This window comes from Microbacterium sp. PAMC22086, from assembly GCF_019443525.1.
Classification (GTDB): Bacteria; Actinomycetota; Actinomycetes; order Actinomycetales; family Microbacteriaceae; genus Microbacterium; species Microbacterium maritypicum.
The window spans coordinates 2,231,524-2,251,519 of record NZ_CP080380.1; the positions used below are offsets into that span (position 1 = coordinate 2,231,524).

At 66.3% G+C, this 19,996-nt stretch carries 22 protein-coding genes and 1 pseudogene; 16 read left to right on the forward strand and 7 right to left on the reverse strand.

Annotation, left to right across the window (positions count from 1 at the left end):
• Positions 1-5 precede the first annotated feature (5 nt).
• Positions 6-920 carry an EamA family transporter gene (locus tag KY497_RS11105; RefSeq protein WP_219869048.1) on the reverse strand — a complete coding sequence of 305 codons (915 nt, stop codon included), beginning with the start codon at positions 918-920 and terminating at the stop codon, positions 6-8.
• 78 nt (positions 921-998) lie between these two features.
• On the opposite strand from KY497_RS11105, the gene KY497_RS11110 reads away from it, so the two are divergent.
• Complete coding sequence (locus tag KY497_RS11110) at positions 999-1,931, forward strand: LysR family transcriptional regulator (protein ID WP_055868538.1); 933 nt, start codon at positions 999-1,001, stop codon at positions 1,929-1,931.
• Between the two features lie 6 nt (positions 1,932-1,937).
• Here KY497_RS11110 and glpK read toward each other — a convergent pair whose 3' ends face one another.
• From glpK to KY497_RS11125, 3 genes are all read right to left on the reverse strand, one after another.
• Positions 1,938-3,452, reverse strand: a complete 1,515-nt coding sequence (gene glpK / locus KY497_RS11115) for a glycerol kinase GlpK (RefSeq protein WP_141385983.1) — start codon at positions 3,450-3,452, stop codon at positions 1,938-1,940.
• A gap of 26 nt (positions 3,453-3,478) precedes the next feature.
• On the reverse strand, positions 3,479-4,231 hold the full coding sequence (locus tag KY497_RS11120; protein ID WP_141385984.1) for an MIP/aquaporin family protein: 753 nt from the start codon (positions 4,229-4,231) through the stop codon (positions 3,479-3,481).
• Positions 4,232-4,323: 92 nt separating this feature from the next.
• Positions 4,324-6,033 carry a glycerol-3-phosphate dehydrogenase/oxidase gene (locus KY497_RS11125; RefSeq protein ID WP_219869049.1) on the reverse strand — a complete coding sequence of 570 codons (1,710 nt, stop codon included), beginning with the start codon at positions 6,031-6,033 and terminating at the stop codon, positions 4,324-4,326.
• A gap of 103 nt (positions 6,034-6,136) precedes the next feature.
• Here KY497_RS11125 and KY497_RS11130 point away from each other — a divergent pair, with 103 nt between their 5' ends.
• Positions 6,137-7,108: a sugar-binding transcriptional regulator gene (locus KY497_RS11130; RefSeq protein WP_219869050.1), complete on the forward strand. Its 972-nt coding sequence runs from the start codon at positions 6,137-6,139 to the stop codon at positions 7,106-7,108.
• A 12-nt stretch (positions 7,109-7,120) separates the two neighbouring features.
• Here KY497_RS11130 and KY497_RS11135 read toward each other — a convergent pair whose 3' ends face one another.
• Complete coding sequence (locus tag KY497_RS11135; RefSeq protein ID WP_375140929.1) at positions 7,121-8,215, reverse strand: glutamate--cysteine ligase; 1,095 nt, start codon at positions 8,213-8,215, stop codon at positions 7,121-7,123.
• 267 nt (positions 8,216-8,482) lie between these two features.
• Here KY497_RS11135 and rpsP point away from each other — a divergent pair, with 267 nt between their 5' ends.
• Genes rpsP through trmD form a run of 4 tightly spaced genes read left to right on the forward strand, consistent with a single transcriptional unit; the run spans position 8,483 to position 10,488 of the window.
• On the forward strand, positions 8,483-8,911 hold the full coding sequence (rpsP, locus tag KY497_RS11140; protein ID WP_017830730.1) for a 30S ribosomal protein S16: 429 nt from the start codon (positions 8,483-8,485) through the stop codon (positions 8,909-8,911).
• A 6-nt stretch (positions 8,912-8,917) separates the two neighbouring features.
• The gene (locus KY497_RS11145) at positions 8,918-9,148 is read left to right on the forward strand and encodes an RNA-binding protein (protein ID WP_017830729.1); all 231 of its coding nucleotides are present in this window, start codon (positions 8,918-8,920) and stop codon (positions 9,146-9,148) included.
• Complete coding sequence (rimM, locus tag KY497_RS11150) at positions 9,132-9,749, forward strand: ribosome maturation factor RimM (RefSeq protein WP_141385988.1); 618 nt, start codon at positions 9,132-9,134, stop codon at positions 9,747-9,749. Before KY497_RS11145 ends, rimM begins: the two co-directional genes overlap by 17 nt.
• Before the next feature lie 19 nt (positions 9,750-9,768).
• A complete protein-coding gene (gene trmD / locus KY497_RS11155; RefSeq protein ID WP_055868531.1) occupies positions 9,769-10,488 on the forward strand; it encodes a tRNA (guanosine(37)-N1)-methyltransferase TrmD in 720 nt (239 codons plus the stop codon).
• A gap of 36 nt (positions 10,489-10,524) precedes the next feature.
• On the opposite strand, the gene KY497_RS11160 is transcribed toward trmD, so the two are convergent.
• The gene (locus tag KY497_RS11160; protein ID WP_219869051.1) at positions 10,525-11,118 is read right to left on the reverse strand and encodes a histidine phosphatase family protein; all 594 of its coding nucleotides are present in this window, start codon (positions 11,116-11,118) and stop codon (positions 10,525-10,527) included.
• A gap of 71 nt (positions 11,119-11,189) precedes the next feature.
• On the opposite strand from KY497_RS11160, the gene KY497_RS11165 reads away from it, so the two are divergent.
• Positions 11,190-11,921, forward strand: a complete 732-nt coding sequence (locus KY497_RS11165; protein WP_219869052.1) for a class I SAM-dependent methyltransferase — start codon at positions 11,190-11,192, stop codon at positions 11,919-11,921.
• Positions 11,922-11,948: 27 nt separating this feature from the next.
• Here KY497_RS11165 and map read toward each other — a convergent pair whose 3' ends face one another.
• A complete protein-coding gene (gene map / locus KY497_RS11170; protein WP_055868518.1) occupies positions 11,949-12,731 on the reverse strand; it encodes a type I methionyl aminopeptidase in 783 nt (260 codons plus the stop codon).
• Positions 12,732-12,840: 109 nt separating this feature from the next.
• Between map and KY497_RS11175 the strand changes: the two genes are divergently transcribed.
• The 9 genes and pseudogenes from KY497_RS11175 (at position 12,841) to KY497_RS11215 (ending at position 19,941) form a co-directional block, all read left to right on the forward strand.
• Positions 12,841-13,329 carry a hypothetical protein gene (locus tag KY497_RS11175; RefSeq protein ID WP_055868516.1) on the forward strand — a complete coding sequence of 163 codons (489 nt, stop codon included), beginning with the start codon at positions 12,841-12,843 and terminating at the stop codon, positions 13,327-13,329.
• 169 nt (positions 13,330-13,498) lie between these two features.
• Positions 13,499-13,846 (forward strand): 50S ribosomal protein L19, encoded by a 348-nt coding sequence (gene rplS / locus KY497_RS11180; RefSeq protein WP_017830722.1) that lies wholly within the window; start codon positions 13,499-13,501, stop codon positions 13,844-13,846.
• 117 nt (positions 13,847-13,963) lie between these two features.
• Complete coding sequence (lepB, locus tag KY497_RS11185; RefSeq protein WP_055868513.1) at positions 13,964-14,689, forward strand: signal peptidase I; 726 nt, start codon at positions 13,964-13,966, stop codon at positions 14,687-14,689.
• Entirely contained in the window at positions 14,686-15,345 is a 660-nt protein-coding gene (locus KY497_RS11190) for a ribonuclease HII (RefSeq protein ID WP_141385991.1), read from the forward strand. The genes lepB and KY497_RS11190 overlap by 4 nt, the downstream gene beginning before the upstream one ends.
• A gap of 72 nt (positions 15,346-15,417) precedes the next feature.
• Positions 15,418-15,744, forward strand: a complete 327-nt coding sequence (locus KY497_RS11195) for a DUF2469 family protein (RefSeq protein WP_017830719.1) — start codon at positions 15,418-15,420, stop codon at positions 15,742-15,744.
• A 128-nt stretch (positions 15,745-15,872) separates the two neighbouring features.
• Complete coding sequence (locus tag KY497_RS11200) at positions 15,873-16,235, forward strand: YraN family protein (protein WP_017830718.1); 363 nt, start codon at positions 15,873-15,875, stop codon at positions 16,233-16,235.
• Positions 16,232-17,269: pseudogene (locus KY497_RS11205) on the forward strand (YifB family Mg chelatase-like AAA ATPase); the annotation flags it as partial. The gene KY497_RS11200 and the pseudogene KY497_RS11205, both read left to right, overlap by 4 nt.
• A 207-nt stretch (positions 17,270-17,476) precedes the next feature.
• Positions 17,477-18,595: an SAVED domain-containing protein gene (locus KY497_RS11210; RefSeq protein WP_219869053.1), complete on the forward strand. Its 1,119-nt coding sequence runs from the start codon at positions 17,477-17,479 to the stop codon at positions 18,593-18,595.
• The gene (locus KY497_RS11215; RefSeq protein WP_219869054.1) at positions 18,592-19,941 is read left to right on the forward strand and encodes a cyclic GMP-AMP synthase DncV-like nucleotidyltransferase; all 1,350 of its coding nucleotides are present in this window, start codon (positions 18,592-18,594) and stop codon (positions 19,939-19,941) included. The genes KY497_RS11210 and KY497_RS11215 overlap by 4 nt, the downstream gene beginning before the upstream one ends.
• The last annotated feature ends 55 nt before the right edge of the window (positions 19,942-19,996 follow it).

Sequence of the window (19,996 nt, forward strand, 5' to 3'; positions counted from 1 at the left end):
CTCTTTCAGCGCGGCGCTGTGAGAGACGGTGCCGCCGTCACCTGCGTGTTTCGCCCCTGAGGCGGCTTCGGCCGCGAGACGAGTTGTCCCAACACCAGAGCGCCGAGGGTGAGCATGAACCCGGTCGCCTGCAGCGGCGTGAACCGCTCGCCCGAGATCAGCACGCCCAGGACCGTCGCGACGATGGGGGAGAGCAGTGCCAGAAGGCCTGGGGCGATCACCGGCAGCTGCTGCACACCGCGGAACCACAGCGTGTAGGCGACGATCCCCCCGGCGGTGGCCAGCCACAGGTATCCGAGAGCGGCACCGCCGTCGATCGTCGCCGGCACGCCCTCGACGATCAGCGTGAGCGGCAGCAGCAACAGGCCGCCCGCGCTGAGCTGCCAACCGGCGTAGGACACGGGGCTCACCCCGACGGGACGGCCCCAGCGCTTGGTCAGGATCATCCCGACACCCGTCGCCGTGACGCCCCCGAGGGCAGCCAGGATTCCCCAGAGGTCGAGCTCAGCGGCGGGCCCCAGGACCACCAGAGCCACTCCTCCCGCGCCGACGGCCGCTGCGGCAGCGGTGAGCGGTCGGATCCGTTCGTGCAGCACGAGGGCTCCGAGCGCCAGGACGATGAGCGGCTGTGCACCGGCGACGGCGGCGGCGACGCCTCCCGGGAGTCGCTCGGCGGCGAGGAAGAGCAGCGGGAAGAAGGCGCCGATGTTGAGCGCTCCGAGTGCGAGAGACTTCCACCACCAGGAGCCGTGGGGGAGTCGACGACTGATGAGGACGGCGAGCAGCCCCGCGGGGAGTGAACGGAGGAGCCCCGCGAACAGCGGATGGCCGGCGGGAAGCAGATCTGTGGTGACCAGGTAGGTGGTTCCCCAGGCGATGGGGGCGAGGGCGGTCGACAACACCAGTGTCAGGCGGTTCATGATTCCAGCCTGCGTCCGCCACGTCGATGAGTCCAACGCATGGTTGTCACGTCATCGATGAACCCACATCATGGAAGCATGGAACTCCAGCAGCTTCGCTATGTCGTGGAAGTCGCCGACACTCTGAGCTTCACCCGAGCGGCCGAGCGGTGCTTCGTCACGCAATCGGCGTTGAGTCACCAGATCGCATCGCTGGAGCGAGAACTCGGTCGTCGATTGTTCGTCCGATCCAGCCGGAGCGTCCGCCTGAGTGAAGCAGGGGCGGCGTTCGTCGCCCACGCGCGCATCGCGCTTCGTGCCGCGGAGGAGGCGAAGGAGGACGCTGCCGCCGCCGACGGTGTCGTGGAGGGCACGCTCCGGATCGGTGTGATCCCGACGGTGACCGCCGTCGATGTGCCTGCGCTGCTCGTTACGTACCGTGCGGCGCATCCTCGGGTGCGAGTGGAACTGCAGGTCGGCAACAGCGACACCCTCACGACGAAGCTCCGCAGCGGCGAACTCGACGTGGCCCTGCTCGGTTTGCGTGAAGGGGTGCCGCCGAAAGGTGTCGCCTCACGCGTGCTCTCTCGTGAGCGCCTCGTCGTGGTGTTCCCGCCGGGGCATCCACGGGGCGGCTCGAGTGCTGTAGAACTCTCGGACCTGGCCGGGATGACCTTCGCCGACTTCCCGGCCGGCACCTCCGGCCGTGCGCAGAGCGATGGCGCCTTCCTCGCGGCGGGGCTGAGCCGTGACGTCGCGTTCGAGGCCGATTCAGCGACCCTCATCCTCGGTCTGGTCGAGGCGGGCCTGGCAGTGACCCTTCTCGCACCGGGGACCGTGGCCCGCTCTGCGGCGCACGTGGTCACAGCCCAGGTGCACGGCGGCCCGGTGCGCGTGGAGTACCTCGCTTGGGACGCTGCGGCAGCGCGTCAGGTCGCTCGAGCATTCGTCGCGGTCGTGGATGCCCTCGTGGATGCCCCCGCATACGACGAGGCGGGTCCGGAGATGAACTCCGAACCCGCCTCGCACTGAAGACGACTACTTCACGTCGTCGTCGACCCAGTCCATCGACTTCGTGATCGCCTTGCGCCACAGACGAAGCTGACGGTCGCGTTCGGCTTCCTCCATCGACGGCTCCCAGCGCTTGTCCTCCTGCCAGTTGGCAGAGAGGTCGTCGAGACCGTTCCAGAACCCGACCGCGAGTCCCGCGGCGTAGGCCGCACCGAGTGCCGTGGTCTCGGCGACGACCGGCCGAACGACCGGGACACCGAGGACATCCGCCTGGAACTGCATGAGCGCGTCGTTCGCGACCATGCCGCCGTCGACCTTGAGCTCGGTGAGGTCCACGCCGGCGTCCGCGTTCACGGCGTCCAGCACATCACGCGTCTGGAAGGCGACGGCCTCGAGCGCTGCGCGAGCGATGTGGTTCTTGTTCGCGTAGCGGGTGAGACCGACGATCGCGCCGCGGGCGTCCGGACGCCAGTACGGAGCGAACAGACCCGAGAATGCGGGCACGATGTACACGCCGCCGTTGTCCTCGACCTTCTCGGCCAGCTCCTCGACCTCGGGGGCCGACGAGATGATGCCGAGCTGGTCGCGCAACCACTGGATCAGGGATCCGGTGACCGCGATGGAGCCCTCGAGCGCGTAGTGCGTCGGCTGGTCGCCGAGCTTGTAGCCGACGGTCGTGAGCAGCCCGTTCTTCGAGTGGACGATCTCCTCGCCCGTGTTGAAGATCAGGAAGCAGCCGGTGCCGTAGGTGTTCTTGCTCTCGCCCTTCTGGAACGCCGCCTGACCGAACGTCGCCGCCTGCTGGTCACCCAGGATGCCGGCGATCGGGGTCTCGCGCAGCAGGGAGGAGTCCTCCGCGGCACCGTAGACCTCGGAGGAGGAGCGGACCTCCGGCATCATCGAGCGCGGCACGCCGAACGCATCGAGGATGTCGTCGCGCCACTCGAGCGTCTCGAGGTCCATGAACATCGTCCGCGAGGCGTTGGTGACGTCGGTCACGTGCACACCGCCGTCGACACCGCCGGTGAGGTTCCACAGCACCCAGCTGTCGGTGGTGCCGAAGATCAGGTCACCGGCTTCGGCCTTCTCGCGTGCGCCGTCGACGTTCTCCAGGATCCAGGCGATCTTGGTACCAGAGAAGTACGTCGCGAGCGGCAGTCCGACGACGGGCTTGAACCGCTCGACTCCACCGTCCGCAGCCAGACGGTCGACGATGTCCTGCGTGCGCGTGTCCTGCCACACGATCGCGTTGTAGGCGGGCTTTCCCGTGGTCTTGTCCCACACCACCGCGGTCTCGCGCTGGTTGGTGATGCCCACCGCCGCGATGTCGTGACGGGTGAGGTCGGCCCGGCTGAGGGCCAGACCGATGACCTCCTGGACGTTGCGCCAGATCTCGGAGGCGTCGTGCTCGACCCAGCCGGCCTTCGGCAGGATCTGCTCGTGCTCCTTCTGGCCCGTCGCGATGATGCTGCCCTTCTTGTCGAAGATGATCGCGCGGCTGGAAGTCGTTCCCTGGTCGATGGCGAGGATGTAGTCAGCCATTGTGTTCTCCTTTGAATTCAGGTCGTTCAGGCGAGGTACAGCAGGACGGGCGCTGCGGCGGCGGCGAGTGCACCACCGATGAACGGACCGACCACCGGCACCCACGAGTAGGACCAGTCGCTGGAGCCCTTGCCCTTGATCGGGAGGATCGCGTGAGCGATGCGCGGACCGAGGTCACGAGCGGGGTTGATCGCGTAGCCGGTCGGACCACCGAGAGAGGCGCCGATCGCGACCACGAGGAGCGCGACGGGAAGCGCGGTGAGCGGTCCGAGGCCTCCGGGCGTGCCGACCTCGATGTCGCCGTAGTCGGCGAACGCGAAGATCACGAAAACGAGAACGAAGGTGCCGATGATCTCGGTGACGAGGTTCCAACCGTAGGAACGGATCGCGGGGCCGGTGGAGAAGACGCCGAGCTTGTTGGCGGCCTCCGGCTCCTCATCGAAGTGCTGCTTGTATGCGAGCCATACGACGATCGCACCGAGGATCGCTCCGACGAGCTCCGCGGCCGTGGCCGTGAGGAACATGACGAAGCTGATCTTGCCAGCCAGCAGAAGGCCGATACCGACGGCCGGGTTGAGGATCGCACCGGAGTACGCGGAGACGAGCACACCGGCGAAGACCGCGAGGCCCCATCCCCAGTTGACCATCAGGAAGCCGCCGCCGAACCCCTTGTTCTTGGCGAGGGCGACGTTGGCGACGACACCACATCCGAGCAGGATCAGCATCGCTGTGCCGACCAACTCGGAGAGGAAGTAGAGACCGAGATTCACATCAGCCATGTCTTCTTTGACCTTTCTTGTGTGTCGGGGCTCCTCTGCCCCGACACGTTATGGGAGTTGCGCCGCGAGGAGGGCGGCAGTCCGAGACCCCGTCAGCCGCGGGTGCGGGACGGGATATCGAGTCCGTGTCGTTCGTTCAGCAACTGGCGCGTCTGATCGAGCTCGGCGTCGTGGCGCGAGCGATCCCAACCGAGCATCGGCGCGAGGGCGTCGGCGATCTCGCCGAGGACCTCTGCGTTCGCGCCGCCGGTGAAGGCGATGCTGGTGCGACGGAGCACGACGTCTTCCAGGCGTGCCACCATCTCGTTCTGCACCATCCACTCGAGTTCGCGCGTAGAGAGGTCGCCGCCGGCGAGCGGTGCGTCCGTGCCCTGCTCGACATACTCCCAGACCTGAGCGGCGCGGGTACCGTAACGGGCGAGAAGCTGATCGGCGCGAGCCCCGGCTCCGGGCAGATTCTCCTGGATCCAGATGCGCTTGGCCTTCTCGGTGCGCGGGAATTCGCGACCGCCGCCGATGGCCCGTCCAGCGGTGGAGACGGTCCTGGTGCGCTCGATGAGACCGAGCACGACGTCGGACAGCGACTCACCGAGGGCGCGGAACGTGGTCCACTTGCCGCCGACCAGGCTGACGAGAGGGACGGCGCCCTTGTCGTCGACCTCGATGCGGTAGTCACGGGAGACGAAGCCGGGAGCGGTGTCCTCGTGGCGCGGGAGCGGGCGGATGCCGGAGAACCTGTAGACGATCTGGTCACGCGCCACGGGAATCGTCGGGAACACGTGGTGGATCAGGTCGAAGAAGTAGTCGACCTCCTCCTCGGTGCACACGGGGACCTCGCGAGGGTCGGCGTCGATGTCGGTGGTGCCGACCAGGACGCGCCCCTTGAGCGGGTAGATGAGCACGATGCGCCCGTCGGAGTGCTCGAAGAAGATCTCGCGTCCCTGCGTCGCCTCGAGCAGCTCGGGGTGATCGAGGACGATGTGCGACCCCTTGGTGCCGCCCATGAAGCGGGTGTCGGCGCCCAGCGCAGCGTTGGTCAGGTCGGTCCAGGGGCCGGAGGCGTTCACGACCACGTCGGCCTGCACGGTGAACTCCGTGCCGCTCTCGCGGTCGCGGAGCACGACCTTGTCGCCGTCACGGGCGATGGCCTCGACGTAGTTGAGGGCATGCGCTCCCGGGTGCGCCGTGCGCCCGTCCTGCAGGACGTCGAGGGCGAGCCGCTCCGGGTCGTGCATCGAGGCGTCGTAGTAGGTCGCCGTGTACTTGATCTTCGGGTCGAGCGACGGCAGCTCGGCGAGAGACTTCTTGCGGCCGAGGAAGCGATGCCGGGGAACCATCCCGCCGTCACGCGAGAAGGTGTCGTAGATGGTCAGGCCCACCTTGATCAGGAGGGCCCCGCGCTCCTGGGGCTTGCCGCTCTTGTGCGTCAGGAACCGCAGGGGAGCGGAAAGGATGCCCGAGAAGGTCGAGTAGATCGGGATCGTCGTCTGCAGCGGCTTGACGTAATGCGGGGCGGTCTTGAGAAGCCCGTTGCGCTCCTTGACCGACTCGCGCACCAGGCGGAACTCACCGTTCTCGAGGTAGCGGATGCCACCGTGGATCATGTGGCTCGACGCGGCGGATGCCCCGGAGGCGAAGTCCCCCCGCTCGACCAGCACGACATCGACGCCCTGGAGTGCCAGGTCGCGGAAGGTGGAGATGCCGTTGATCCCACCACCGATGACGAGGACGCTGGTGCGTCCGGATTCACGGACGGCGCGGACCTCTGCGCGCTCCGCTGACGAGTGTGTCGAATCGATCATCGTCGACCCTCTCTTCCTTACTTGCCAACCAGCATCGACCTGTGTGGCATCCCGCGCAAGCCCACTGCACATATGTGCAAGGATCGGGGTGGAGGAGGATGTCATGGTCGGTGCAAGTGCGGAATCCCGCGACAGCAAGCTGATCGCGGCGCTCACCGCCGCGCAGCTCTACTACATGCAGGACAAGACGATGGAGGTCATCGCGAAGGAGCTCGGCACCTCGCGGTCCTCGGTCTCGCGTCTTCTGAGCTTCGCGCGGGAGAGCGGTCTGGTGGGCATCCGGATCAATTCACCCTTGGAGCGTCTGGGCATGCTCGAGCACAGGATCCGCGATCGGCATCGCGTCGCCGCTCACGTCGTCCCGATGCCGGAGATCCTCAGCGAGGTCGAGCGGCTCGAGCGCGTCGCGCTGACAGCCGGACGTCTGCTGTCGCAGTTCGTCGACTCGAACATGGTCATCGGCGTCGCATGGGGCTCGACCATCAGCGCCGTGAGTCGCGGGCTCACGCAGAAGGAGACCCACAACACCACCTTCGTGCAGCTCAACGGCGCCGGCAACACCCAGACGACGGGAGTCGAGTACTCCAGCGACATCCTGCAGCGGTTCGGCAGCGCCTTCGGCGCGCAGGTGCAGCAGTTCCCGGTTCCGGCATTCTTCGACGACCCCGCCACGCGTGACGCGATGTGGCGGGAGCGGAGCACTCGCCGTGTTCTCGACCTGCAGGCGAAGATGGACGTCGCGGTGTTCAGCCTCGGCTCTCCCGCCGCCGAAGTACCGAGCCGGGTCTATGTCGGCGGATATCTCGGGCGCGACGACTACCGCAGCCTGCGGGAGGATCACGCGATCGGCGACGTCGCGACGGTGTTCTTCCGCTCCGACGGGTCGTGGCGGGACATCCGGGTCAACGCGAGGGCCACGGGACCGGGTCTGGACCGTCTCCGCCGAGTTCCGCGTCGCGTGTGCGTCGTGTCCGGGATACCGAAGTTGGTCAGTCTTCGCGCGGCCCTGGCCGCGGGACTCATCACGGACGTGGTCCTGGATGAGGGTCTCGCCAGGCGCCTCGTCGAGGACTGATCACTGCACCGGCTACGGCTCCTCGGTGGAGGATTCAGGTCCTGAGCGGAACTCGCGGATCAGATGCTGTACCACCGCCGAGAGTTCGCCACCAGCCGCATCCGCGATCGCCAGCTGACGCGCATAGCTCGCCCCGCCGTCGAGGATCGTGGCGATGCCGCCGAACTCCCGACCGCAACCGAGCTCGACGGCGGTCGGGGTGAGGGCTTCGAGTGTCTCCGCGAGATGCTCGCGCACAGGGCGCTGGGTGCCGGCCGCATCGACGATCACTCTCGCTTCCAGCCCGTAGCGCGCCGCGCGCCACTTGTTCTCGCGATGGAACCAGGCGGGAAGCTCCGGAAGGGTCTTGCCCTCGTCGAGCTGGCGCGAGAAGTCCTCGACGAGGACCTGCACGAGCGCCGCGACCGAGGCGAGCTCCGGCAGCGTGGAGAGTCCGTCACACGCGCGGACCTCGATCGTCCCCCAGCGAGGTGCCGGGCGGATGTCCCAGCGCACCTCGGTGGCATCCGCCATCACGCCGGTGCGCACCATGTCGTCGAGGTATGACTCGTACTGCGACCAGTCGTGCAGGGGCCACGGGAGTCCCGCGGTCGGCAGCTGCTGGAACACCAGCGCGCGGTTGGAGGCGTAGCCGGTGCGCTCGCCCGCCCAGAACGGGCTCGAGGCGGCGAGCGATTGCAGATGGGGGAGGAACCCGGCGAGAGCGTTGATGATGGGGAACACCTTGCGCTGGTCCTCGACGCCGATGTGGACGTGGATTCCCCAGATCATCATGTTCCGCCCCCACCACTGGGTGCGCTCTATCAGGGTGTGGTACCGCGACTTGTCGGTGACCTGCTGGTCGAACCACTGCGCGAACGGGTGGCTTCCCGCCGAGAGCAGCTCGACTCCTGCCGGGTCGGTCGCCGCACGCACCGCGGTGATGGCGTTCGCGATGTCGTCGACCGCATGGGCGACCGAGTCGCCGATGCCGCTCGTGACCTCGATCGTGTTCGTGAGCAGTTCGCCCGTGACCGTGTGGCGCTCATCGGCGCTCTCGGCTTCGAGCGCTGCGAGCAGTTCGGGCGCACGTCCGACGAGATCACCGGTCGCGGGATCCGCGAGCATGATCTCCCATTCGAGGCCGACGGTGGACCGGGCCGAGGAGGCGAACTCGAGCTTCACCCGCACAGTCTGGCACGGGCGAGGCGCGACACGGCAACGGTCGTTTCGCCACGTTTCGCGCCTGGCGCGCGCTTCTGGCAGAATAGAGGGTCGGACGACCTGCTCGACCCTCTATCCAGCAGGTGTCCACACTCATTTGAGCTTCCGCCGGGTGTGCACCCCACTCTCCAGGCGACCAGTTCGTTTCCTTCCACACAATTCAGGAGAATCGTGGCTGTCAAGATTCGTCTCAAGCGCCTGGGCAAGATCCGTGCGCCGTACTACCGCATCGTCGTCGCCGACTCGAAGACCAAGCGCGATGGTCGCGTGATCGAGGAGATCGGAAAGTACCACCCCACCGAGGAGCCCTCGTTCATCGAGGTCGACTCCGAGCGTGCGCAGTACTGGCTTTCCGTCGGCGCGCAGCCGACCGAGCAGGTCGCCGCCATCCTCAAGATCACGGGCGACTGGGGCAAGTTCAAGGGCGACAAGGACGCCAAGTCCACGCTCAAGGTCAAGGAGCCCAAGGTTCCGTTCGAGATCGATGCCGCCAAGAAGTCCGTCGTGAAGCCCAAGGCCGAGAAGAAGGTGGAGGCCCCCGCTGAGGAGGCTCCCGCCGCTGCCGAGGCCGACGCGGCTCCCGCCGCCGACGCAGAGTAATCCGTCGTGCTCGCCGCCGCGCTCGAACACATCGTCAAGGGGATCGTCGATCACCCGGAGGATGTCCGTATCAACGAGTCCACATCGCCGCGAGGCGACCTCCTCGAGGTGCGTGTGCACCCCGATGACCGTGGACGCGTGATCGGGCGCGGCGGCCGCACCGCGAAGGCCCTTCGCACCCTCGTCAGCGCGCTCGCTGACGGGCGTCGGGTCCGTGTCGATGTCGCGGACGACTGACGTGGTGGCAAAGGACCGCAACCAGGGCAAGAACCAGCTGCGTGTCGGGCGCCTCGTCAAGGCGCACGGACTCAAAGGCGGGCTCAAGCTCGAGCTGTACACCGACAACCCTGAGGGACGATTCGTCCCCGGTGCCGGTTTCACGTTGCAGGTGCCAGAGGCATCTCCGTGGCACGGCAAGGAGATCACGGTGCGCGAGTACCGGGTCATGAACGGCAATCCCGTCGTCTTCTTCGACGACGTCGAGGATCGCGACGCCGCAGACAGCCTCGTCAGGGCGATCCTCTGGATCGACCAGGACGTCGATGAGGTCGAGGACGATGCGTGGTTCGACCACCAACTCGTCGGCCTCGATGTCGTGCGCGACGACACCGTCGTCGGCCGGGTCGTACGCGTGGAGCACTTTCCCGCGCAGGACCTCCTCATCGTCAAGGCCGGGGAGAACGAGGTCATGGTGCCGTTCGTCTCCGCGATCGTCCCGACGGTCGATGTCCATGCAGGGCGCGTCATCGTGACCCCGCCCCCCGGACTCTTCGAAGAGCTTCCTGATGCTGCGGACGCGGAGCCGCAGACGCCCTCGGACGCCGAAGCGGCCGAGTGAGCGCTGATACGGTTCCCCCGTGCGCATCGACGTCCTCTCCATCTTCCCGTCCTACTTCGACGGCCTGACGCTCTCCCTGCTCGGGAAGGCCCAGGAATCCGGCCTGATCGACCTCCGTGTCCGGGATCTTCGGGACTGGACCTCTGATCGACACCGCACGGTCGACGACACCCCCTACGGCGGCGGCGCCGGCATGGTGATGAAGCCCGAGCCGTGGGGTCTCGCCCTCGATGAGATCGCCGGGTCGTCCGAGGGAGCGCCCACCGAGCGACCCACTATCATTTTCCCGTCGCCGGCTGGTGAGGTGTTCACGCAGAAGACCGCGCGAGCGTTGGCGACCCGGGAGCACCTCGTCTTCGGTTGCGGCCGTTACGAGGGCATCGACGAGCGGGTGTTCGAGTACGCGTCCGACCTGGGCGAGGTGCGACTGATCAGCCTCGGCGACTACGTCCTCAACGGGGGAGAGGTCGCGACGATGGCGATGATCGAGGCCATCGGCCGGCTCATCCCCGGGGTCGTGGGCAACCCGGAGAGCCTGGTCGAGGAGTCGCACGAAGACGGTCTTCTGGAGTACCCCTCGTACACGAAGCCCGCATCGTGGCGAGAGCGTTCCGTGCCGGATGTGCTCCTGAGCGGGAACCATGGCGCGATCGCCTCCTGGCGCCGCGAGCAGCAGATCGAGCGCACGAAGCGGCGTCGTCCCGATCTCCTGCCCGGTGACGAGACGTCCCCTGTCTGATCGAAGCCGAGAGCCGATTCCGTCACGCGGAAGGCGTCAGAGCATCCGCTCCGAGCCGCCGTCGATCTCGAAGACCACGCCGTGCGGATGCCGGAGTCCGAGGGCGTTCGATGCGTCGAGGCCCCGCAGTTCCGCCCGCAGCATCCGTCCGATCATCTCGTGGCTCACGAGCAGCGGCGCACCCTCCGAAGCCCGCCCGCAGGCACTGAGTGCCTTTCGCGCCCGTGCCCTGGCCTGCGCATAGCTCTCCCCGCCGGGAAACGCCCAGCCGTAGCGATTCGCGGCCCGCTCTTCTCTCGCCGTCGGGTACGCCGCCTCTATCTCGTCCCAGGTCATGCCCGCCAGCTCCCCGTGGTCCAGCTCCGCGAGCTCGGGGACTTCGATCAGCTGCGCTCCGACCCGCTCTGCGATGATGATCGCGGTCTGCATCGCCCTGCCGAGCGGGCTGGAGCACACGGTGAGGACCCCGCGGTCCGCGAGGAGGTCCGCGATGGCATGCGACTGTGCCACGCCCTCGTCGGTGAGGGGCGAGTCGAGCTGACCCTGCAGGCGATGTTCGACGTTCCACACCGTCTGACCGTGCCGAGCGAGCAGCAGACGCTCCGGAACATGACGATCCTGCGGAATCATGGACTCAGGATGGCATACCGCGCCCCTTCCGGTCTCGCGGTGTCGCAACGCGCCGCTGATAGCGTCGAGCCATGCCTGAACAAGCGCTCGCCCGGTCGTTCGAGAGCATCGGCGACGACTACGACCGATACCGTCCCGGCTTTCCCGATGAGGCGGCAACGCTGATCGTGCCAGCCGCCGTGGATGCGGCGTTGGATCTGGGCGCAGGTACGGGCAAGTTCACCCGACTGCTCGTCGCTCGCGCACGACGCACCTACGCCGTCGAACCGTTGGAGCGCATGCTCGACGTTCTGAGGTCCACGCTCCCCGGAGTGGAGGCGTTGGTCGGCACCGCCGAGCGCATCCCTCTGGTGGATGCGTCCGTTCAGGTGGTCACCGTCGCCCAGGCCTTCCATTGGTTCGACCGGGGCCCGGCTTGTGCCGAGATCTCACGCGTGCTGGTCCCCGGAGGAACACTCGGGCTGCTGTGGAACCGCGCGGATCCGGAGTGCGCCTGGGACCGGGACTGCCATCGCATCGCGCATCCCGCCGCCGCCGATGCCTCGACCGACAGTGCGGACGAGGAGCTTCCCGGATTCGAGCCCGTTCTACGAACCCAGATCCGCTGGACGGAGCCCATCTCCCGAGAGCTTTACCTTCGCCGATGGACGACCGTCAGCAGTGTTCTCATCGCCGATGAATCGACGCGCACCCGCATGCTGGGCGACATGGAGACCGTGCTCGACGAGTCGGAGCAGACCCGTGAGCGAGACCTGTTCGACCTTCCGCACATCACCGAGATCTACGTCTACTGTCGCGCCTGAGTTCTGCGGATAGGGGAGTGGCGCAGCTCAGTCGACGCCGAGGAACGACCGATCCGTCAGGATGATCGGCCCCTCGTCCGTGATCGCGATGGTGTGCTCCGAGTGCGCTCCGCGGGAGCCGTCAGCGCTGCGCAGCGTCCATCCATCGGGGTCGGTGACGAGTTCATCGGTCGTCGCGAGGAACCAGGGCTCGAGCGCGAGAACCAGACCGGACCGCAATGGGAAGCCTCGGCCGGCGCGGCCGTCGTTGGGGACGTGGGGGTCTCCGTGCATCGTGCGTCCGACGCCGTGTCCCCCGAAGTCGGTGTTGATCGAGTACCCCTCACCGTGCGCGACAGCGGCGACGGCTGCGGAGATGTCGCCGATGCGGTTGCCGACCGTGGCGGAGTCGATCGCCGCGGCCAGTGCACGCTCGGTGGTGTCGATGAGCCGGAGGTCCTCTTCGCGCGCTGATCCGACGACGAACGACACCGCGGAGTCGGCGACCCAGCCGTCGACCGCGACCGCGAAGTCGAGGGTGACGAGGTCGCCGTCGCGCAGGGTGTAGTCATGGGGGAGCCCGTGCAGCACCGCGTCGTTGACCGAGGTGCAGATGACCTTGCCGAACGGACTCGCCCCGAAGGAGGGGTGGTAGTCGATGTAGCAGGACTCCGCTCCTGCCTTGCGGATCATGTCGTGTGCGCGGCGATCGATCGAGAGGAGATTCGTCCCGACCTTCGTCTCATCGCGCAGCGTCGCCAGCGTCTCGGCGACGAAGCGTCCTGCTGCGCGCATCTCATCGATCTCGGCAGGGGTGCGCAGTTCGATCATCGGTTGTCCTCTCGTCCTTTCCATTCTCCCTGATCCCACGCCTCGGGATCCCCGACCGCTGTCAGCGAACACCCGGACATGGGAACGGACGGCGTCGTACGATCTGAGCATGTGGTTGCGACAGGCCTTCTTCCGCTGGCTTCTTCCGGCGGCGTTCCTGCTGCCGCTGTGGCTTCTCATCGGGTGGGGCGTCTTCCAGGGAGGATGGTCGATCCTCTGGGTGCTGCTGATCGCGATGCCCTCGGTCTTCCTCGGCCAGCTTCTGCTCACCCTCCTGACGCGCTCGCGTCCCTCGGTCCGCATCGAACGGGCGGTCTCCTGGTGGGACGTCGCGGGATTCACGGTCTGGAACGGGTTGACGATCGCCGTCGGGTTCTTCATCGACGGGGCGTTCCCATGGTTGCTCACGGGTGCCATCGTCGCCGGTATCGCCCTGATCTGGTTGCAGCTGTGGCAGCTGTGGAACGAGGCGAAGGGGAGCGGAGCGCGTCTGCGAGAGACCATCACCTGGTCGACGATTCCGACGGTGGATGAGCCGGCACCGCCCACGCGTGCCCACGAGGTCATCGTGGTGCGGGAGACCGATAGTCGCGACTGACGTCGGCGTTTTGGCCGGGCGTCGCATCCATGGCAGAATGAGTGTTTGTGCTGTGACCGGTTCTGCCACAGGGGAGCCCGCGGACGCTTGAGCGCCGTACAGTTCAATCCTTTTCTTGTTCCTTTGAATACATGCATCCGACCTGTGGCGGGTGCAGAGAGAGACGATCATGCAGATCCTCGACGCCGTCGATGCGGCTTCCCTCCGTTCGGACATCCCGGACTTCTTCCCCGGCGACACCGTCAAGGTGCACGTCAACATCACCGAGGGCAGCCGCTCTCGTATCCAGGTCTTCCAGGGCGTCGTCATCGGCCGTCAGGGCGACAGCGTGCGCGAGACCTTCACGGTCCGCAAGATCAGCTTCCAGGTCGGCGTCGAGCGTACCTTCCCGGTGCACTCCCCGGTGATCGACCACATCGAGGTCGTCACCCGTGGTGACGTGCGTCGCGCGAAGCTCTACTACCTCCGCCAGCTGCGCGGCAAGAAGGCGAAGATCAAGGAGAAGCGCGACCGCTGAGTCGCAGCATCTCCACGGCACCCCGGGACACGATGTCCCGGGGTGCTTTGTTCTCCCTGCGGTGTGCGAACCTAGATACCGTCGCCGCACGACGGTGCTTGATCGTGAAGGAACCTGATGACTGAATCCCCGTCCGCGCCCACGTCCAGAAGACGTCGCGGGTTCCTGGTCTTCCTTCGTGACGTCCTGGTGATCGTCGTGATCGCCGCGCTGGTCTCCTTCGTCGTCAAGAGTTTCGTCGTCCGTTCGTTCTACATCCCCTCCGCGTCGATGGAACGCACGCTGCTGATCAACGACCGCATCCTGGTCGACGAGCTCACGCCCCGCTGGACGGATTACGAGAGGGGCGACGTCGTCGTCTTCAAGGACCCGGGCGGGTGGCTCGACGGGCAGCCGCAGACCCCTGCGCAGCCGCCGCTGGTCGAAGCTGTCGACTGGGTGCTGAATTTCGTGGGCATCTCCGCCACCGACTCGCAGGACCATCTCGTCAAACGCGTGATCGGTCTGCCCGGCGATCATGTCGTCTGCTGCAACGCGCTCGGTCAGATCACCATCAACGGCGCGCCCATCGATGAGCTCAGCTACCTCAACCTCCCGCCCGGCGACACTGCTGCCTCGAACGAGCCCTTCGACGTCGTGGTGCCCGAGGACTCGGTGTGGCTGCTCGGGGACAATCGCGACCGTTCGCGCGACGCCCGCGCGCACCAGGACCTCCCCAGCGGCGGCTTCGTCCCGATGGGGAACATCGTGGGCAAGGCGTTCCTCACGACCTGGCCGTTGGACCGGCTGGGGCCGATCGACGGTCATCACGAGATCTTCAACGGCGTTCCGGCTCCGGAATGACCGTCGTCGCGCCGAAGCTGACTCTCGAGCGCCGGCTCCTCGGCGAGTGCGAGCTGATCATCTCTCTGGACGAGGTCGGTCGGGGTGCACTCGCCGGACCGGTCGCCGTGGGAGCTGCAGTGATGGATGCCGCTGGTGCTCGCCGTCGAGTGCCCGAGGGGCTGCGGGATTCCAAGCTCGTGACGGAGCTGCGCAGGCCCGAGGTCGCTGCGCGCGCGGCGGCGTGGGTGCAGGCGTCCGCTGTCGGGTGGGCGAGCGCGGCGGAGATCGATGAGGTCGGCATCATGCGGGCGCTCGGTCTCGCCGCGTCGCGGGCGGTTCAGGCCGTCGCCGATCAGGGCGCGGCGCTCGACGGTGCTCTCGTCCTGCTCGACGGCAATCACGACTATCTGTCGAAGGTGCATCCCGCCCCGCTCCGGGTGCGTCCGGTGGTCAAGGCCGACCGGGACTGCGCATCGGTCTCGGCGGCATCCGTGATCGCGAAGGTCGCGCGGGACACATACATGACCGAGCTCCACGAGACGGATCCCGCGTATCAGTGGGATCGCAACAAGGGCTACGCCAGCTCCGCGCATCGCGACGCGATCCGGACTGTCGGGCTCTCCCCGCACCACAGGGCATCCTGGGCGATCGCGGACGTGCCCACCCTGTTCTGAGCGGATCGCACCGGCCGTGCCCGAGCGGTCGATGACGCGCCGCGGTGCCTGCGACTCTAGGATGGAGACATCATGGATGAGGAAGCCTTCGACGACTACGACCGCGAGCTCGAGCTGGCACTGTTCCGGGAGTACCGGGATGTGGTGTCGCAGTTCCAGTACGTCGTGGAGACCGAACGCCGGTTCTACCTGGCCAACGAAGTCAATGTCGTCCGTCGGGACACCGAGCATGACTTCTACTTCGAGATCTCGATGACCGACGTCTGGGTGTGGGACATCTACCGTGCCGATCGCTTCGTCAAGGCTGTGCGCGTGCTGACGTTCAAGGACGTCAATGTCGAGGAACTGCAGCGCCGGGAGTTCGAGCTCCCGCAGGAGCTCTCCCTCGACGGCGAGTGACGGTTCCTCTCGGCCCGCCGCCTTCGCACGCCCTCCACACGATCTCGGAGAGCTGACTTCTCCCCAGATGCCGCGGAAGCGGCATCGAATCGCTCCTTTCGGAACGCACCCCGCGTGATGCTGGGCACATGGCAGCGAAGGATGAACTCGGAAGAGCAGGCGAAGAGCGCGCCGCACAGCATCTGAGGGGCAACGGGTACACCGTGCTCGCGCGGAACTGGCGGTGCGCGCAGGGAGAGATCGACATCGTCGCCGCGCGCGACGGTCATCTCGCTGTGGTCGAGGTCAAGACGCGACGGACGACCGCCTACGGCCACCCGTTCGAGGCGATCGACGCCCGTAAGCGACGTCGGCTGTGGCAACTCGCGCAGGCATGGGTCGCGGAGAATCCGGAAGCCGCCCGCGGTCGACGTGTGCGACTCGAAGCCATAGGCATCATCGGACCAGATCCGTCCTCCGGCGCGCTCGAGCATCTCGTGGACATCGCATGACCACCGCGCGCACCTGGGCGGTCGCTCTCACCGGAGTCGACGGGCATCTGGTCGAGGTCGAGGCCGACATGTCGAATCAGACTCCCGAGTTCCGCATCATCGGGCTGCCGGACAAGTCGCTGGGCGAGGCCGTCCAACGCGTGCACAACGCCTGCAAGAACGCCGGATTGGACCTGCCACGGCGACGACTCACGGTGAACCTCTCACCGGCGAGCCTTCCCAAGCACGGGGCCGGATTCGATCTGGGGATAGCCATGGCCTGTCTCGCCGCCGGCGGATCCATCGAGGCGCGTTCGATCGCCGCGACCGTCCACATCGGCGAGCTCGGCCTCGACGGCAGGATCCGTCCCGTTCCCGGCGTGCTTCCCGCAGTTTTCGCCGCGGCGCGAGCCGGATTCGAGACGGTGATCGTGCCTCGGGGCAACGAAGCCGAGGCGCGGCTGGTTCCCGGCGTCGAGATTCGCGCGGCAGCCTCTCTCGCCGAGGTGGCGGTCTGGCATGGCGCCGATGTCGAGGCGCCCGATGTGGAGGCCGTCGAAATCGCATCGGCCGCGCACAGTCGGGGCGACAGCCTCGACCTGGCCGATGTCGTGGGTCAGGACGACGCTGTGGACGCACTCGTGGTCGCAGCAGCCGGTGGTCATCACATGCTTCTGAGCGGCCCCCCGGGAGCGGGGAAGACGATGCTCGCCCGCAGGCTCCCGGGGATACTGCCCGCGCTCGAGGAACAGGAAGCCCTCGAGGTCGCGTCCGTGCGCTCGCTCAGCGGAGAGGCGGTCGTAGCTCTCGATCCGCTTCCGCCGCTCGAAGCGCCGCATCACAGCGCGTCGGTCGCCGCTCTCGTCGGCGGCGGCTCCCGCACCGCGAGACCGGGAGCGATCGCGCGGGCGCACCGCGGCGTGCTGTTCCTCGATGAAGCCGCCGAGTTCTCGCGCGTCGCGCTTGATGCGCTGAGACAGCCGCTCGAGTCGGGGGTGATCGAGGTGCATCGAGCAGGATTCACCGCCATTTTCCCCGCCCGTTTCCAGTTGCTGGCCCATTGTGTATGACCGGACACTGTCCACGACCACATGCGAGCCCAGGGACGCTGATGTGGGCTCCGCGACGTCTGTGCGACGGTCGCTGCTGAAGGGTCTCCGAAGAGTTCCAGCCCGATGTCCGTGGCGGTCCTTATGCTGTCCCTCATGGGGAGTACGCGCGCAAGCGACACATCAGTGAAACGGGCGAACGTTCCGGCGCCCGTGCGCGAGCGGATCTGGGGGCGCTCGGCAGCACGGTGCGTGTTGTGTGCCAAATGGCTAGTTGACGAGTCGGAGTATTGGCACTCGATACCAACCGGTCAGATCGCACACAATGTCGCTGCCGAGAACGGGCCGAAAGCGCCGAGAGGCGAGTCGCCGCTCAAGTCGAAGGAGCGTGCTGCAGAAGAGAACCTGCTCCTCCTGTGCGGCGATTGCCATCGGAAGGTGGATTCTCCGGAACTGGTTGAAAAATACACCGTGCAGTTCCTCACGGAGAAGAAATCCGAACACGAACGCTGGGTTCGTGACGTGACCGACTTCGCCCGGCTGAGGCCAGCCATCGTCATCCGCATGACAGGCACGATCCGCGGAACACGCAGCGCTGCAACCAAAGAGCAGATCGGTGAAGCGCTCCGGGAGGCAGGACTCACGGGGATGCATGCGGACTCTCGAACCGGCATGTTCGACATCATCTCTGTTGACGCAGAGACTGACAGTTGGGCATGGGACGCCGCGCGCAAACAGATCGACGTTCAGGTCGAAAAAGCTCGCGACGCTATCGCGGCTGGCGATGCGGGAGTTCTAGCCGTCTTCGCACTCGCGCCAATACCGATGCTCATCCACCTCGGCGCCGAACTTGATGACAAGACGGAGACCGTTCTGTTCAGGCGGGACAGGACTGACGGACCAGAGGCCTGGGTCTGGCCAACGCCAGCGGAAGAGCCGGCGACGTTCGCGATTACTGGGTCCATAGCCGATAGCGACGCGGCGGATGTCGTCGCGTTTGTGGAGGTCACAGCGGGGGTCGCACCTTCACGCGTTCCAGCACACCTTGCCAGCGCGCCCGCAGTGCGCCTCTCCGTGCTCCAGGAGCCCTCTCCGGATGTAGTCACGTCCCGAGCAGATTTGGCGTCCTTTGGGAGGGCCTGGCGGGATTTGCTTTCGACTGTGGAGAACCGATGGCCGAACGCCGAGCGACTCCACATCCTTGCCGCGGTACCTGCCACGGTGGCCTTGACGATGGGACGCCACCGTATGCGTGCCGTGCACCCGGCATTTGTTCTGTACCAATACCAAGAGCACGGAATCGACGAGCGAGTAATGGAGCTGCAGGGATGACCGCACGAGTCCGAGAGTTCAACGCCTTCCTGCGGGACTACGTCAATCTGAATCAGGGCCGAGTGAATACCTTGCAGTCGCGCGTCTCAAGCCTCGACACGTTTCTCGGCGACGATTCTTCGCTCAGCGACCTCGTAGTAGATGACCTCATCCCGCAGGGATCGTTCGCTCACAAGACGATCATCCGCCCATACACGGGCAACGACTTCGATGCCGACGTCTTGTTGCCGATGGAGGAGCAGCAGGATTGGGAGCCAAAGAAGTACACCGTCGAGCTTCAAAAGGCGCTCGAGGCCTCAAGCCGGTATCGCGCCAAGACGACGCTCGGGAAGCGCTGTGTAACCATCGACTACGCAGACGACTTCCACATTGACGTGGTGCCGTTCATTACGAGGGCCGATGGCAGCAGCTACATCACTCACCGGATCGACAACGAGTGGATTCGGCAGGATCCTGTCGCGCTCACTGAATGGATCGAGCAGTCGTCTCGTGTCACCAGTGGGCATCTGATCCGCGCAATCCGACTCGTGAAGTACCTCCGCGACCGAACCTCCTTGAACGTGGCGTCGGTGGTGCTGACGGCGATGCTGACCGAACGTGTTCACAGTTTTGCTGGAGTGGATGAGTATCAGAACGTGGCCACGACGCTCGTTGCGCTTGTGGAGGATCTCCACGACTACATCGGTCCCATGACGTCCGCCCCATGGATCGATGACCGTATCGGACAGAACCTTGCGGACCGACTTACTCATACAGGGTTCCTCAACCTTCAGAGCCAGCTGAAAACATGGGCCCGGAAGATGCGCACGGCATTGGACGCTCCTGCTGACGAGAGTATTGAGCGGTGGCAGGAGGTCTTCGGAGACAAGTTCGGCGCGTCGACCTCCGCAGAGCTTGCACTGGCGGCCGCTGCTGCTCCCCTCGAGACATACGAGAAGCGAGAAGCCCCGGGGGAGCAATCCCTGGAGCGCGACCATCACATCCCCGTACGACTGGACCCACGCGCCAGGTTCCGTCTGATAGGCCGCATGTCGGCAACGCGGCGAGCGGCCGGACGCTACAGGCCAATGAGCGCCACCGGCAATCACGTGCCAATCGGACGAAGCCTGAGCTTCACCATCGAGGGATGCACGGTTGCGCCGCCATACGACGTCTACTGGAAAGTCCGTAACGCCGGCGCCGAAGCGGTCGAGCGGAGCAACCTCAGAGGCGAGATTGTCAAAGGCGGCGACAAGATGACTGAGCACAGTTCGTACGCAGGTAATCACTGGGTACAGGCCTGGGTAGTCAAGAACGGTGTGGCCGTTGCAACAGACCTCCAAGACGTAACTATCGTCTCCAATTAGCCGCGCTGGTCGCCCGGGGATGCGCTGCGTTGCGGGCCCGCAGCGCCGACGGCAC

What these genes read in the sequence shown, in the direction of transcription:
- lepB (WP_055868513.1), top strand. Translation starts at nt 13,964, where the DNA reads ATGACTGAATCCCCGTCCGCGCCCACGTCCAGAAGACGTCGCGGGTTC.
- KY497_RS11125 (WP_219869049.1), bottom strand. Translation starts at nt 6,033, where the DNA reads ATGATCGATTCGACACACTCGTCAGCGGAGCGCGCAGAGGTCCGCGCC.
- KY497_RS11175 (WP_055868516.1), top strand. Translation starts at nt 12,841, where the DNA reads ATGTGGTTGCGACAGGCCTTCTTCCGCTGGCTTCTTCCGGCGGCGTTC.
- KY497_RS11165 (WP_219869052.1), top strand. Translation starts at nt 11,190, where the DNA reads ATGCCTGAACAAGCGCTCGCCCGGTCGTTCGAGAGCATCGGCGACGAC.
- KY497_RS11200 (WP_017830718.1), top strand. Translation starts at nt 15,873, where the DNA reads ATGGCAGCGAAGGATGAACTCGGAAGAGCAGGCGAAGAGCGCGCCGCA.
- glpK (WP_141385983.1), bottom strand. Translation starts at nt 3,452, where the DNA reads ATGGCTGACTACATCCTCGCCATCGACCAGGGAACGACTTCCAGCCGC.
- KY497_RS11120 (WP_141385984.1), bottom strand. Translation starts at nt 4,231, where the DNA reads ATGGCTGATGTGAATCTCGGTCTCTACTTCCTCTCCGAGTTGGTCGGC.
- KY497_RS11105 (WP_219869048.1), bottom strand. Translation starts at nt 920, where the DNA reads ATGAACCGCCTGACACTGGTGTTGTCGACCGCCCTCGCCCCCATCGCC.
- KY497_RS11130 (WP_219869050.1), top strand. Translation starts at nt 6,137, where the DNA reads ATGGTCGGTGCAAGTGCGGAATCCCGCGACAGCAAGCTGATCGCGGCG.
- KY497_RS11190 (WP_141385991.1), top strand. Translation starts at nt 14,686, where the DNA reads ATGACCGTCGTCGCGCCGAAGCTGACTCTCGAGCGCCGGCTCCTCGGC.
- KY497_RS11135 (WP_375140929.1), bottom strand. Translation starts at nt 8,215, where the DNA reads ATGCTCGCGGATCCCGCGACCGGTGATCTCGTCGGACGTGCGCCCGAA.
- KY497_RS11215 (WP_219869054.1), top strand. Translation starts at nt 18,592, where the DNA reads ATGACCGCACGAGTCCGAGAGTTCAACGCCTTCCTGCGGGACTACGTC.
- map (WP_055868518.1), bottom strand. Translation starts at nt 12,731, where the DNA reads ATGATCGAACTGCGCACCCCTGCCGAGATCGATGAGATGCGCGCAGCA.
- rimM (WP_141385988.1), top strand. Translation starts at nt 9,132, where the DNA reads ATGTCGCGGACGACTGACGTGGTGGCAAAGGACCGCAACCAGGGCAAG.
- KY497_RS11160 (WP_219869051.1), bottom strand. Translation starts at nt 11,118, where the DNA reads ATGATTCCGCAGGATCGTCATGTTCCGGAGCGTCTGCTGCTCGCTCGG.
- KY497_RS11195 (WP_017830719.1), top strand. Translation starts at nt 15,418, where the DNA reads ATGGATGAGGAAGCCTTCGACGACTACGACCGCGAGCTCGAGCTGGCA.
- KY497_RS11110 (WP_055868538.1), top strand. Translation starts at nt 999, where the DNA reads ATGGAACTCCAGCAGCTTCGCTATGTCGTGGAAGTCGCCGACACTCTG.
- rplS (WP_017830722.1), top strand. Translation starts at nt 13,499, where the DNA reads ATGCAGATCCTCGACGCCGTCGATGCGGCTTCCCTCCGTTCGGACATC.